This window comes from Pseudomonas sp. DP-17 (genome assembly GCF_022380625.1).
Lineage (GTDB): Bacteria > Pseudomonadota > Gammaproteobacteria > Pseudomonadales > Pseudomonadaceae > Pseudomonas > Pseudomonas nitroreducens_A.
The window spans coordinates 60,389-74,830 of sequence record NZ_JAKSXG010000019.1; the positions used below are offsets into that span (position 1 = coordinate 60,389).

Here is a 14,442-nt window from a genome sequence, read left to right on the forward strand (position 1 = left end):
TGACGAATGACAGCCGTGTGACAGGCCTCAGCCAAACAGCGCCGCGACAGTGCGCTCGCCCAGCGCCGGACCGATGCTCATGCCCACGCCGGTATGCATCAGCACGGCGGTGATGCCGTCGGCGGCCTGCAGCACCGAGAACGGCCCCGGTCCGCGCGAGCCATACACGCCCTGCCAGCGCTCGACCACGTCGACGCGCATGCCCAGGGTGTCCTCGGCCAGCTCCAGCAGCAGCCGGTCGACGAACTCGGCGTTGAACGGCGCCGCGTCGCTGCCGTAATGGTGGGAATCGCCGATGATCAGCTCGCCATGGGGCGTGGGGCTGACCAGCAGGTGGATGCCCTGCTTTTCCAGCTCCGGCGTCTCGCGGCGGACCTGCTCGCGCACTGCCTCGGCCTCGGGCAGATCGGAGAAGGCGCCGTAATGTACGCAGCTCAAGCCGGTGAGGATCGAATGAGCGAGACCGAAGTCGACCTGCGGGCGGGCGCGCAGCATCTGCAGGCGGCACACCTGTGGCTCCAGCGGCGCAATGACCTCGGCCAGCAGGGTCTGGTAGTCATGCCCGGAGCAGACGAGCACCTGCCCGGCGGTGAAGGTGCCCGCCGTCGTGCGCAGCACGCCGGTGTCGACGTCACGCACCAGGGTGGAGAAGTGGAACGCCACGCCATACTCGCGGCGCAGGTAGTCGATCAGGCTCGGCAGCGCCTCGCGGGAATACAGCTGCTGGTCGTCGAAGCCCAGCAACGCCGCGCGGTGGTGGCGGAAATGGCCCTGGTAGAGGTCGTTCAGTTCGCTGCCGCGCAACAGGCCCACGCGGTAGTCCAGCTCCCTGGCACGCCCGCTGCAGAAGGCTTCCAGCAGATGCTCCTCCGCTTCGCTGCGGGCGAACAGCAGCGAACCGTTGCGACGCAGGGAGAACCCCGCGCCTTCCGCCCACTGCGCCCAGATCGGCCGGCTGGCGCGGGCCAGGTCGGACATCACGCCCGGCGGCTGGCCGGTGACCAGCGCCTGGCCGAAGTTGCGTACCGAGGCCCCCAGGGGCGTGGCGGTGCGCTCGAAGACGCGCACGCAGAGGCCGCGACGGGCAGCCGCGTAGGCGTGGGAAAGGCCGAGGATGCCGGCGCCGACGATGGCGACGTCGCAGTGGGTGTGGCTCATAGGGTGGTTTCCTGCGTGGCGAAGAGCCCCTCTCCCCAACCCTCTCCCTGAAGGGAGAGGGGGCTGTTCGGTGTGCGGGTTCTGCCATGTGCGCCCAGGCGAACAACGGCAACAAAATCAGGAGCGCAGCAGGATGAACGCGGAATCACGCTCCACTGCGGAGGGTTCCCTCTCCCTTCAGGGAGAGGGCTAGGGAGAGGGAGCCCCCGCTCAGGCAATTACTTCTGAGCGACTTTTTCCGACTTGCCGTCATAGCGCTTGCGCCACTCGGCGAGGATCTCGTCGCGGTTCTTCGAGGCCCAGGCGAAATCGTTCTTGATCAGGCGCTGCTCGTAGTCGGCCGGCAGTTCGGTCTGCGGCTTGGCGATGCCCGGCTGGGCCAGCACGGCGAAGTTTTCCTTGTACAGCTCCATGGCTTTCGGGCTGGCAGAGAAGTCGGCGAGTTTCTTCGCGGCGGCTTCATGCTGGGTGCCTTTCACGATACCGGTGGCTTCGATTTCCCAGCCCAGGCCTTCCTTGGGCAGGACGATGTCCAGCGGCGCACCCTGGCGCTTGAGCTGCACGGCCGGGTACTCGAAGGAGATGCCGATCGGGAACTCGCCGGCGGCGGCCAGCTTGCACGGCTTGGAGCCGGAGTGGACGTACTGGCCGATGTTCTCGTGCAGGGCGTCCATGTAGGCCCAGCCCTGCTTCTCGCCGAAGGTCTGCAGCCAGGCGGAGATGTCGAGGAAGCCGGTGCCCGAGGATGCCGGGTTGGGCATGACGATCTTGCCCTTGTATTCCGGCTTGGTCAGGTCCTGCCAGCTCACCGGCTTCTCCAGGCCCAGCTTCTCGGCCTCGACCGTGTTGAAGCAGATGGTCGCGGCCCAGACGTCCATGCCGACCCACGCCGGCGGGTTGGCCGGGTCGCGGTAGTTCTTGCCGATGGCGTCCAGGTGCTTGGGCGCGTACTTCTCCAGCATGCCCTGCTGATCGAGGATGGCCAGGCTGGAAGCAGCCAGGCCCCAGACGGCGTCAGCCTGCGGACGATCCTTCTCGGCCAGCAGCTTGGCGGTGACGATGCCGGTGGAGTCGCGCACCCACTTGATCTTGATGTCCGGGTTCTCGGCTTCGAAGGCCTGCTTGTAGGCGGTCAGCTGTTCCGGCTCCAGGGCGGTGTAGACGGTCAGTTCGGTGTCGGCGGCGTGGGCCTGGGCGGCGAAACCGGCTACCACGGCGGCGGCGAGGGCAAGACGTTTGAACATGTGGAGCTCCTTGGCAGTGTTTTTCCCCGCACGGGCGGGTTTGTCAGGGGTTGAGCCTCGCGCAAACGAGGGCGACAGCGTCCAGCGGTGTTATGAGGTTCTCCACGCCTGGGAGCGGCGCAGCAGGCCGCGCGAGGCGCCGGCCAGCAGCAACGACACGGCCGCGGAGGTGAGCAGGATCAGGGTCGACATGGCGGCGGCGCCGCCGACGTTGCCGGAGTCGTCCATGTTCAGCACGGCGACGGCGGCGAGGATGGTGTCCGGGTTGTAGAGGAAGATCGCCGCCGAGACGGTGGTCATCGCCGAGACGAACAGGTAGCGGGTGATGTCCAGCAGTGCCGGCAGGCAGATCGGCACGGTGACGCGCAGGTAGTGGCGCCACAGCGGCATCTTCAGCGACAGCGCAGCGGCCTCGAACTCGCCGTCGAGCTGACGCAGCGCGGCGGTGGCGGTCATCTGCGCGGTGGTCAGGTAGTGGGCGATGGTGCACACCACCAGCAGCGCCATGCTGCCGTAGAACACATGCAGCGGGTTGCCTGGCAGGTTGAAGAAGAACACGTAGCCCAGGCCCAGCACGAGCCCCGGCACGGCCATGGGCACGAAGCACAACATGCGCAGCAGTTGGCTCAGCCAGCGCTGCTCGCGGGTCTTCTCGATCAGGTAGGCGCCGGTGAAGATCAGCGCGCTGCCGATGATCGCGGTGCACGCGGCCATGGTCAGGCTGTTGCGGTAGGCCAGCCAGCCGCCGCCGGCGGTGGTGTTGAAGTCGTAGTGGTTGAGCGACAACGAGAGGTTGTACGGCCAGAACTTCACCAGCGAGGAGTACACGGCCATGCCCAGCACGCCCAGCAGCACTGCGCTGATCAGCACGACGATGGCGAGGAAGGCGGCATCGCGGCGACGCGAAGGCTTGGGATGGTAGACCTGTGCACGGCCGCTCATGGCGTCGCCCTGGCGGCGTCGCAGCCAGGTGTCGACGGCGAAGCTGAGCAGCGCCGGCAGCAGGAGGATCATGCCGATCTGCGCGCCACGGCCGAACTGTTGCTGGCCGACCACCGCCTTGTAGGCTTCCAGGGCCAGCACCTGGTAATCGCCGCCCACCACGACCGGCACGCCGAAGTCGGTGATGGTCAGGGTGAACACCAGGCAGAAGGCCGCGAACACGCCCTGGCGCGACGCCGGCCAGGTGATGCTGCGGAAGGCTTTCCATGGACCGGCGCCCATGCTGGAGGCAGCGTCGAACAGGCGCGCATCGGCCAGCGACAGTGCCGACAGCAGGATCATCAAGGCATGGGGGAAGGTGTAGATGGCCTCGCCGAGAACAATGCCCCAGAAACCGTAGATGTTGTCCGGCAGCAGATGGCGCAGCAGGCCCTGGTTGCCGAACAGGTAGATCAGCGCGATGCCTGGCAGCATCGAGGGCGCCAGCAGCGGCAGCAGGGAAATCCCGCGCCACAGGCCTTTGGCCGGGATCAGCGTGCGTTGCAGGGCGTAGGCGAACAGGTAGGCCGCCGGCACGACGATGCACGCCACGCTCACCGAGACCTTCAGGCTGTTGCCCAGCAACCAGTGGAAGTTGTCGCTGCGCAGCAACTCGCCCATGGCGGCGACACCACCGCCCTGCCCCGCCTCGCCGCTGAAGCCGCGCCAGAAGATGGCCAGCAGGGGCATCAGTACCGCGAGGGTCAACAGGATCAGCAACAGGCACTTGCCGCCCCGGACGAACAGGCGATCCCCCAGATCGCCGCGAATCTTGCCGGCGGTCAACGCCGGGCTGTGTTTCACCACGGCTTCCATCTCAGGCGAACACCTGCAGGCTGCGCGGTGGCAGCGACACCCAGATGTCCGGCGTGCCCAGGCGCGGCATGTCTTCGGGCGCGAGCTCCGCCAGCAGCGCGTGGCCGGGCAGTTGCTCCAGCTCGAAGCTCATGCGGCAACGGTTACCGAGGAAGGTGATCTCGCGGACCTGCGCGCGGAACAGGTTTTCCTGATGCACGGCGGGGTTCACGCTGATCGCCTCCGGGCGGCAGAACAGCCGGCCCGATGCGCTCGTCGCCTGGCTGTGCAGGCGCAGGTTGAGGCTGCCAACGCGGGCGTGGCCATCGCTGCCGCGCTCGAACGGCAGCCAGTTGCCCTGGCCGACGAACTCGGCGACGAAGGGCGTGCTCGGGGTGCTGTAGATTTCCTGGGCGGTGCCGTACTGCTCGATGCGGCCGTGGTTCATCACCGCGATGCGATCGGCCATCAGCATGGCCTCGTCCTGGTTGTGGGTGACCATCACGGTGGTGATGCCCAGGCTCTTCTGCAGTTGGCGCAGTTCGCCGCACAGGTGCTCGCGGACGCGGGCGTCCAGCGCCGACATGGGTTCGTCGAGCAGCAGCAACGAGGGGCTCGGCGCCAGCGCACGGGCCATGGCAACGCGCTGCTGCTGGCCGCCGGAGAGTTGGCCGGGGTACTTCTTCTCGCTGCCGGTGAGACCGACCAGTTCGAGCATCCCGGCAACACGGCGGCGCGCTTCGTCCTTGCTTGCGTTGGTCAGGCCATAGGCGATGTTCTGCTCGACCGTGAGGTTGGGGAACAGTGCATAGGACTGGAACAGGATGCCGTAGTCCCGCGCCTGCGGCGGCAGGTTCGAGACATCGCGCTCGCCCAGATGCAGGCTGCCATCGTCCTGTTGCTCCAGGCCCGCGATGCAGCGCAGCAGCGTGGTCTTGCCGCACCCGGAGGGACCGAGCAGGCAGACCAGCTCACCGGCCTTGACGTCCAGCGACGCGCCGTCGAGGGCGACGAACTGGCCGAAGCGCTTGCGGATGTGGCGCACGCTGAGCGGTGTGCCGGTGAGGGTGGGATGCATGGCGGTACCTCGTCTTCTTGTGGTCCACGCCGCGTGAGCCATGGCGTGAAGGAACGAGGTCCATGCTAGGGACGGATTGCGACGGCACTATTGCCAAAGGGCCAAGTGCGCCGATAGATCCATAGGCAGATTTGGGTATGGGGGTGAAAAAATTTGCGTAGATGGGCCAGTCTTGCCTCCAGAACCGAAGCCGACCTGTAGGAAAGACATGCTACGGCTACGGCTTATAGAAGACTTCCAGAGAAACAGCCGCACACTCCGGACCGCCCCGTTCAGGAGGCCTCGTTGAAGCGGAGTTTCAGGGGTTGAGCGGCATGGATGCCGCGAGAGCCACGATGGGCCAGGGACGGCCCGTCGTGGCGTGCCCCTGAAACTTCGCTTCAACGAGGGAATTTTTCGCCTAGGCGAAAAACCGGATGACAGGGGCAAGACCTTTGCCTCCTTTGGGTCTTTCCAAAGGAGGTCGCCCGAGGGGGCGAAACAAGATCTCACCGCGGGCGCCAAAGCGGCGCTGAAATACAAAAGCCGAAGCAGGAAAGCCTGTGGGCACGCACCGGCTCCGCCAACGAATCGCGGGTATGGCCTGTGCCAGGAATCAGCCTCTACACCTGCGCCAACGCCAGAAACGCACTCGGCAACCGCGCCTGTCGCCGATCCTTCAGGCAATACAGGTACTCATCGATCAGGCTCGCGCCCTTGATCTGAAGCACGCACAGCTGCGGGTTATCCGGCACCTCCTGGCGAGCGATGATGCTCACGCCGAGGTTGCGGATCACCGCCTCGCGGATCGACTCGCGGCTGCCGATCTCCAGCATGGACGCCGGCGTCACCCCCGCCTGCTGCAACATCGCCTCGGTCAGCTGGCGGGTCGTCGAGCCCGCCTCGCGCATCAGCAGGCAATGGTTGCGCAAGTCGCCCAGGCTCACCGACTGCAGCGCCGCCAGCGGATGGCTGCGGTGCACCGCCAGCACCAGCGGATCGCTCCCCAGCACCACGCGGGTCAGGCGCGCATCGTCCACCTGCTGCGAGGAGGCGGCGAGGTCCACCCGGCATTCGATCAGCGACTCGAGCACCTGCTGGGAGTTGCCGATCTCCACCGACACTTCGACCTGCGGGAAGCGCTCGCGGAAGCTCTTGATCAGCCCGAGCACGTAATAAGGTGAGGTGGCACCGATGCGCAGAGCACCCTGCAACTGCCCGCAGTTGCGCAGGTAGAACTCGATGTCGGCTTCCTGCTGCAGCAACGCCTCGACCATTGGCAACAGGCGCACACCCTCGTCGCTCAGGGTCAGGCGACGTCCGCCGCGATAGAACAGCTCCACCGCGTACTGGCTTTCCAGGTTGCGGATCTGCGTGGTCACGGTCGGCTGACTGAGACCGAGCTTCTTTGCCGCCTGAGTGATACTTCCGAGCTTTGCAACTCGATAAAACGCTTTCAGTTCCGCGCTGAGCATCTACGTGACCGGCCTCTCGAAAAATTTGCCCATAATTTTCCTGCACGACGGCGGAAATTCGGCGCCAGCCCACTGACGACGGGGCCTGCAGCGGGGCGACAGAAGACCTTAAAAGGTCAATATGCCTGACCTGAATCACTGGCGCGCCCCATTGCGGCTGGACAGCCCGGACTTGAGCGACTTTTATTGCCCTTGGAAAAATCCCACACGGAAAACCGAAGGCGGCCTCACAAGGGTGCGCCCAAGGAGCAATTGATGAAGTACAAAGTCACCATGGTTTTCGGAACCCGCCCGGAAGCCATCAAAATGGCCCCCCTCGCCCGCGTCCTCCGCCGCACTCCCGAAATCGAACTACGCATCTGCTCGACCGGCCAGCACCGCGAGATGCTACAGCAAGTGCTGGACTCCTTCGAACTGCAGGTGGACGAAGACCTCGACGTCATGACCCAGGGGCAGACGCTCAATAGCCTGTCCCTGCAAATGATGGGCAAGCTGGACGACAGCTACGACCGTCATCGGCCGGACATCGTGCTGGTCCACGGTGATACCACCACCAGTTTCATCGCCGCCCTCACCGCCTTTCACCGGCAGATCCCGGTGGGGCACGTCGAGGCCGGCCTGCGTACCGGCAACATCCACCAGCCCTGGCCGGAAGAAGCCAACCGCCGCCTCACCGCGGTGATCGCCGACCTGCATTTCCCGCCGACCAAGGCCTCGCGCGACAACCTCCTGCGCGAAGGGGTGAACATCGACCAGATCGAGGTCACCGGCAACACGGTGATCGACGCCCTGCTGTGGATGCGCGAGCACCTGCACGAAACCCACTGGACACCCGCCGCCGACTCGCCCCTGGCCAAGTTCACCGGGGATCGCCGCGTGGTGCTGATCACCGGCCACCGCCGGGAGAACTTCGGCAAGGGTTTCGAACGCATCTGCCAGGCCCTGGCCGAGCTTGCCCAGCGCTTCCCCGACGTGGACTTCGTCTATCCGGTACACCTCAATCCGCAAGTGCAGAAAGCCGTCTACGGCCTGCTCTCGGACAAGCCCAACATCCACCTGATCGCCCCGCAGGACTACCAGCACTTCGTCTGGCTGATGGACCGCGCATACATCATTCTCACCGACTCGGGCGGCATCCAGGAAGAAGCCCCGGCGCTGGGCAAACCGCTGCTGGTACTGCGCCGCGTCACCGAGCGCCCGGCCGTGCTGGAAGGCGGCACCGTGGTGCTGGTGGGCACCAACACCAGCCGCATCGTCAGCGAAGCCAGCCATCTGCTGCGCGACGAGGAAGTCTACGAGCAGATGAGCCGGGTCTTCAGTCCTTACGGCGACGGCCACGCCAGCGAGAAGATCGTTGCCCGGCTGCTCTCCTGGTTCGGTGAAACGCGCACAGCAAGCGAGTTCGAATGAGCCTGGAACTGGTCGATATCCTCACTTACGTTCTCTATGCCCTGAAGTACCTGGCGATCATCCTGGCCGCGCTGATGTTCCTGCTCGGCCTGGACGACCTGTTCATCGACCTGGTGTATTGGGGCCGGGTGCTGGTGCGGCGCTTCCGCATCTACAACCGCTTCGACCGGGCCGACGAGGAGCGTCTCTTTGCCGCCCCGGAGAAGCCGCTGGCGATCATGGTGCCAGCCTGGAACGAGGTCGGCGTGGTGGGCGAGATGGCCCGCCTGGCGGCCTCCACCCTGGACTACGAGAACTACCAGATCTTCGTCGGCACCTACCCCAACGATCCGCAGACCCAGGCCGACGTGGACGCGGTGTGCCTGCACTACCCCAACGTGCACAAGGTGGTCTGCGCGCGCCCCGGGCCCACCAGCAAGGCGGACTGCCTGAACAACATCATCGACGCGATCCTGCGCTTCGAGGCCGATGCCCGCATCGAGTTCTCCGGCTTCATCCTGCATGACGCCGAGGACGTCATCTCGCCGCTGGAACTGCGCCTGTTCAACTACCTGTTGCCGGCCAAGGACCTGATCCAGATTCCGGTGTACCCCTATGCCCCGGAGTGGACCGGCTTCACCGCCGGCCACTACGTCGACGAGTTCGCCGAGAACCACGGCAAGGACGTGCCGGTGCGCGAGGCGCTGACCGGCCAGGTGCCCAGCGCCGGCGTCGGTACCTGCTTCAGTCGCCGCGCCATCGCCGCGCTGCTGGAAGATGGCGACGGCATTGCCTTCGACGTGCAGAGTCTCACCGAGGACTACGACATCGGCTTCCGCCTCAAGCAGAAGGGCATGAAGTGCATCTTCGCCCGCTACTCCATCACCGACCCGCAGCTGGCGCTGAAAAGCGACTGGGTGCCGGGCATGGACCGGCGCTTCTCCCAGGTCATCTGCGTGCGCGAACACTTCCCGCGCACCTGGCAGCACGCCATCCGGCAGAAATCCCGGTGGATCACCGGCATCGTCTTCCAGGGCACGCGCAACCTGGGCTGGAGCAGCAAGACCATGCTCAACTACTTCCTCTGGCGCGACCGCCGAGGGCTGATCGCCTATCTGCTGAGCTTCCTGGTCAACCTGTTGTTCCTGGTGCTGATCACCCTGTGGCTGATCACCACCCTGGCGCCCAACGCCTGGCACTTCCCGTCGATCCTCGAGGGCAGCCGGCTGCTGGTGGTACTGCTGTTCCTCAACGGGCTGATGCTGCTCAACCGGCTGTTCCAGCGCTTCTGGTTCGTCACCCGCTTCTACGGCATCTTCGAGGGGCTGCTGTCGGCGCCGCGGATGATGTGGAGCAACTTCGTCAACTTCTTCGCCAACCTGCGCGCCCTCAAGCAAGTGATGGAAATGGGCGACTCGCGCCGGGTGGCCTGGGACAAGACCACCCACGAGTTCCCCGCCCTCGCCGGCCCGCAGCGCACGCCGCTGGGCCAACGCCTGATCCAGCAGGGGCTGATCACCGAGGAACAGCTGCAATCGGCACTGACCAGCCCGGTGCGCCGGCGCCTGGGCCGCGAACTGCTGCTGCGCGAGCTGATCACCAGCACCCAGCTGGTGGAAACCCTGGCTGAGGAGCTGGGCGAGGAATGGGCGCCGCTCAACCCCTTCACCCTCGACGAGAAGCTGATCCAGGCGCTGCCGCGCAAGCTGGCCCTGCGCTACGCGGTGCTGCCGGTGGCCATCGAGGGCGACACTCTGGTGCTGGCCAGCGAACAGCAGATCAGCCAGGTCTCCCTTGGCGCCATCAGCCGCCAGCTCAAGCGCCCGGTACGCGGCCGCCTGGCTCCCCAGGGGCGCGTCACCCTCGGTTTGCGGCACTGGTACGGCGGCCGTAACCAGACCGACGAAACCCGCGCCATCATCGACGTGCTCAGGCAGCGCCAGGGCGACGAAGCCCTGATGGAGCGCCTCAGCGGGCACGTGGTGATGTTCGGCGCCCTGCTGCAGGTGCGCGGGATGGTCCCGCCCAGCCTGTTCAACCAGGCTTTGATCGACTTCGACCCGGAGCAGGACTCCCTCGGCGAACACCTGATCAGGCGCGGCATGATTACCCAGCAGGTGCTCGAGGAAGCGCTCCAGGAACAGGCCAGCGAACAGCACGAGGCCTATCGCATCGCCCGGGAGGCCGTGTGAAACCGCAACAAACCCTGCTTTACTGCCTGATCCTGGCGAGCATCGCCGCGCCACTGGCGCAGGCCGCCGACGATCAGCTCAGCGAATTCCAGCGTTTCCGCAGCTTTCCCTACCTCGACAAGGGCTACAAGGAAGCGAAGAAGAACAACTGGGCGGAAGTCGAACGCCTGATGCGCCACCTGCTGGACCGAGTGCCGAACAACACCGAGGCGCGCTCCCTGCTGATCCAATCCCTGGCCAAGCAGCAGCGTTTCGCCGAGGCCGAGCAGGAAGCCCAGGCCCTGGCCGGCACCGTCACTGGCGCGCAGGCCCTGACCGAACTGCGCCTGGACCTGATCGAGAACGGCCCGCCACCCGAAGCCCAGATCAACCAGTGGCTGGCCCACACCAGCAACGCCAACGAGCGCGTACGCCTGTGGCAGGCCTACAGCCTCAAGCTCGGCCAGACCCAGGGCGCCGCCAAGGCGCTGGACTGGCTCGGCACCCTGCCGCCGGGCAACGACGGTCGGGTGCTGCGCGAGGCCCGCGCCAACTGGGCCGAACAGCTGCGCGACTGGGACACCACCATCGCCCAGCTCGCCCCGCTGGCCACGGCCCATCAGCTTTCGACCGAGGACTGGCGGCGCCTGGCCAATGCCTACGCCCAGCGCCTGGATGAAAAGCCGCTGGAGCAGCTGATCCAGCAGGCTCCGGATGCCAACGCCGCACGCCAGGCGCGACTGGCGATCATCGACCGGGCCATCGCCGTCGAGCAGACTGAAGTCGCCAAGCGCTGGCTGCTCACCCTGCCCGAGCAGGACCGCAACGACCCGGCACGCCAGGCGCAACTGCTGGAGGTCGCCCGTGACAGCAGCGACACGGCGCTGGTGGAAAAACTCAGTGACGCACAGAACCGCCCCTGTCTGGAAACCACCGAATGGCTGTCGCGCCATGACCAGGCCGCAGCGCTGCAGAAGCTTGCGCAGTGCAAGCCCGCTGACGACCCGAAGACCTGGCTGGTGCTGGCCCAACGCCTGGACGCTACCGGCCTGCTGGAAACCACCCGTCTGCCCGAGCCCTGGGACACGACCCGGCGCAACCAACTGGTGGACTCCTGGCGCCGTCTGGGGCGCACCGACCTGGCACTGGCCTGGCTTTCGCGCCAGCCACAGACACCCGATACCGTACGCCAGCGCGCCGAGCTGCTGCAGGCCCGTGGCCGCACCGGCGAAGCAGCGGCACTGTGGGAGCAACGCTACCGCCAGACCGGCGACCTCAAGGCGCTTGATCAGGCCAGTTACCTCGCCCTCAACGCCGGGCGAACCGAGCGCGCCAGGCAATTGCTGGAAAGCGCCTACGACCGCCGCGGCGGCAACCTGCCGCCTGCACTGCTGCAACGCCTGGCCAGCATCCACGCGCGCAGCGAGACCCCTCTGGATGTCGCACGTATCGAAGCCCTGCTGCCCAAGGCCGACCCGGTCTCGCGCGGCTACCTGCTTGGTCGTCTGGCCGAAGCCGGGCGCTGCGACGCCCTGCAACGCTATCTGAGCCCGGATTCCAACACCCCCGGCGAACTGCGCGCCCTGGGCCGCTGTTCCATGCCCGCGCGCCCCGGCGAAGCGGTGGTCTACTACCAGGCCGCCCTCGCCCAAGGCGACAAACAAAGCCAGCTGCCACTGGCCTACGCCCTGGAAGCCGCCGGCGACCCGGCCGGTGCGCTGCGCATCTTCAACGCCCTGCCCGCCAACGAACTCAACGACAACGCGCGCCTCACCGCCAGCCGCGCCGCGCTGCTCACCCACGACAATGCCGGCGCCGAGCGCTACTGGCAGCAGGCGAAGAAAGGCAGCGCGAATGACTGGGCCCTGGGCGCCAACATCGCCGACGCCCGCGGCGACTATTCTCAGGCACTTTCGCGACACCGCGAGGCGCTCAAACACGAGCCCGGCGGCCAGCATTTCTACAACGCCGCCGGCAGCGCACAGAAGGCCGGCGACAAGCAGCAGAGCAAGCTCTGGCTGGCCGAGGCAGTACGCCGCGAACCGGACAACCCACGCTTCCGCGCCGACTACGGCATGCGCCTGGCCGGCACCGACACGCCGGAAGAGCGGCGTACCGCGATCCCCTATCTGGAGCGCGCCACCCGCGATTACCCCGAGGACTTCCGCCTGGGCGAAACCCTCGCCTGGCGCTACGACGAGGCCGAGGACAGCTTCGCCGCCCGGCGTGAACTGCGCCGGGTGATCGACCTGGAACAGGACCCGGTCGCCGCCGACGACGAATATGGCAGCCTGGAGGCCCGTCGCTTCCGCCAGCGCCGCGCACACCAGGTGATGTCCCAGCGCGACAACCTGACCATCGCCAGCACCTGGTCGCCCGCTGGCGTCACCACGGTGCCGATCCTCAATGGCGACAACCAGACCGGCGACCGCCGACGCGCGCAATCGCAGAACCTGCAGACCTTCATCTGGGACCACGCCCTGGGCGAGGAACCGACCCGCAACGGCAGCACCCTGTCGGTGTATGGCCGGGCGATTGCCGGAAATGAAGGGCGCAAGCAATACACCCAGACCCTCGCCGCCGGTTTCGGCCTGCGCTACAAGCCCTTCGGCGACTACAACCTCAACCTCTACAGCGAGCTGTACAAGCAGAACACGGTGAAGAACGACGGCGATTCGGAAGACGCCTTCGACGGCATCCGCCTGCACGAGATCGGCACGCCGGAGAAGTTCGAGCGCTACGTACGCCAGCGCGACAAGTACGGCCAGACCTCCACCGACATCCTGCTGCGCGCCACCGCCTCCTTCCTCGATCAGGGCGAGTACCGCAACGACTGGCGCGTGGACGAGAGCGACTGGGACGAGCGATTCCTCTACACCGACTTCGCCTGGTGGACCCATGCTGGCGATCACCAGTGGGTCTCGCGCTACCAGCAGGGCCACACCTGGAAGTTGCCCGTGGATTCGCCGCAGACGATCATGCCCTACGGCTTTGCCGAGTTCTCCGCCCAAGACCCGAGCAACGACTGGCGCCAGGACCTGCGCAGCGGCGTCGGCCTGCGCTGGCAGTACTGGTACGGCGAGGACCGCTACAACGCCTACCGCGCCCACGTCACCGTGCGCACCGAATACCAGCTGGGCATGGCCGGCAATCTCTATGAACAGGCCAACGGCTGGCTGGTGGGACTGGAGGTGAACTTCTGATGCGCCGTCTGATTTTCGCGCTCGCCCTGCTCTTTTCCACTGTCTCGGCGCAGGCCGATGAACGCCTGTTCTATCAGCCGCTGAATGTCGATGCCGCGTTGAGCGACGCGCAGTGGCAGCAAGTCTGGCGCGCCAGCGCGGCGCAGGGTGCGAAGACCCTGATCGTGCAATGGACCGCCTATGGTGACTCCGACTTCGGTGGCGCCAACGGCTGGCTCGCACGCTCCCTGAAAAGCGCCCACGACAACGGCCTGCAACTGGTCCTCGGGCTGTACATGGATCCGGCCTACTACCAGCGCCAGAGCGAGCTGGACACGCCCAGCCTGGAAGCCTACTGGCAGCACCAGCTGGGCCGTTCCCTGGCGCAGCAGCGCAAGATCAGCGAGCAATGGAAACTGCCGGTTTCCGCCTGGTACCTGCCGATGGAGCTGGACGACTGGAACTTCCAGGCCGCCGAGCGTCGCCAGGCACTGCAACATCAGCTCAGGGATTTCTTCGGACAGCTGAAGGCGCCGCTGCAACTGAGCGCCTTCACCGGCGCCAAACTGGCGCCGCAAGTGTACGGCGACTGGCTGGGGCAGATTGCCGGGCTCGGCGTGCAGGTCTGGTGGCAGGACGGCACCGGCACCGGCGCGCTGCCCGAGCGCGTGCGCCAGGCTTATGCCGCGGCCCTGCCCTGCCCGGTCGGCATCGTCCGCGAAGCCTTCCGCCAGACCAGTACCGCCGGTCAGCCGTTCCATGCCGAGCCTGCCGCGCCTTCCAGCGCGTCCACCGGCTGCCACGCCAGCGCCGTGTTCGAGGTGCGCTACCGGCCCTGGGGCAAGGTGCTGCTGGACAACCAGCGCGCCCACCCCAGCCCTTCCGCCACGCCCTGAAACATTGCCGCTGAAACATCGCCACCACGATTCGCCCCGCCCGCTTGGGCGGGGCGGTTGGGGTTCGGCTATGCTCGCGCGAGCGACCCCACAC

Annotated in this window: 9 protein-coding genes; 4 read left to right on the forward strand and 5 right to left on the reverse strand. The window is 66.5% G+C overall.

Annotated elements, in window-relative coordinates:
• Positions 1-27 precede the first annotated feature (27 nt).
• The 5 genes from MJ122_RS28260 to MJ122_RS28280 all read right to left on the reverse strand — a co-directional run bounded on the left by MJ122_RS28260 (position 28) and on the right by MJ122_RS28280 (position 6,710).
• A complete protein-coding gene (locus tag MJ122_RS28260; protein ID WP_239746990.1) occupies positions 28-1,158 on the reverse strand; it encodes a TIGR03364 family FAD-dependent oxidoreductase in 1,131 nt (376 codons plus the stop codon).
• A 218-nt stretch (positions 1,159-1,376) separates the two neighbouring features.
• Positions 1,377-2,402 carry a putative 2-aminoethylphosphonate ABC transporter substrate-binding protein gene (locus MJ122_RS28265; protein WP_239746991.1) on the reverse strand — a complete coding sequence of 342 codons (1,026 nt, stop codon included), beginning with the start codon at positions 2,400-2,402 and terminating at the stop codon, positions 1,377-1,379.
• 90 nt (positions 2,403-2,492) lie between these two features.
• Positions 2,493-4,199 (reverse strand): putative 2-aminoethylphosphonate ABC transporter permease subunit, encoded by a 1,707-nt coding sequence (locus MJ122_RS28270; RefSeq protein WP_239746992.1) that lies wholly within the window; start codon positions 4,197-4,199, stop codon positions 2,493-2,495.
• A gap of 1 nt (position 4,200) precedes the next feature.
• Positions 4,201-5,256 (reverse strand): putative 2-aminoethylphosphonate ABC transporter ATP-binding protein, encoded by a 1,056-nt coding sequence (locus MJ122_RS28275; protein WP_239746993.1) that lies wholly within the window; start codon positions 5,254-5,256, stop codon positions 4,201-4,203.
• A 602-nt stretch (positions 5,257-5,858) separates the two neighbouring features.
• Entirely contained in the window at positions 5,859-6,710 is an 852-nt protein-coding gene (locus MJ122_RS28280; protein WP_088418039.1) for a LysR family transcriptional regulator, read from the reverse strand.
• Positions 6,711-6,965: 255 nt separating this feature from the next.
• Here MJ122_RS28280 and wecB point away from each other — a divergent pair, with 255 nt between their 5' ends.
• Genes wecB through MJ122_RS28300 form a run of 4 tightly spaced genes read left to right on the forward strand, consistent with a single transcriptional unit; the run spans position 6,966 to position 14,348 of the window.
• Entirely contained in the window at positions 6,966-8,120 is a 1,155-nt protein-coding gene (wecB, locus tag MJ122_RS28285; protein WP_239746994.1) for a UDP-N-acetylglucosamine 2-epimerase (non-hydrolyzing), read from the forward strand.
• Positions 8,117-10,291 (forward strand): cyclic di-3',5'-guanylate-activated glycosyltransferase NrfB, encoded by a 2,175-nt coding sequence (gene nrfB, locus MJ122_RS28290; protein WP_017517202.1) that lies wholly within the window; start codon positions 8,117-8,119, stop codon positions 10,289-10,291. Before wecB ends, nrfB begins: the two co-directional genes overlap by 4 nt.
• Positions 10,288-13,473 (forward strand): phage receptor, encoded by a 3,186-nt coding sequence (locus tag MJ122_RS28295; protein WP_239746995.1) that lies wholly within the window; start codon positions 10,288-10,290, stop codon positions 13,471-13,473. The genes nrfB and MJ122_RS28295 overlap by 4 nt, the downstream gene beginning before the upstream one ends.
• Positions 13,473-14,348, forward strand: coding sequence for a DUF4434 family protein (locus tag MJ122_RS28300; protein WP_239746996.1), 876 nt, complete (start codon positions 13,473-13,475; stop codon positions 14,346-14,348). Before MJ122_RS28295 ends, MJ122_RS28300 begins: the two co-directional genes overlap by 1 nt.
• Positions 14,349-14,442: the final 94 nt, after the last annotated feature.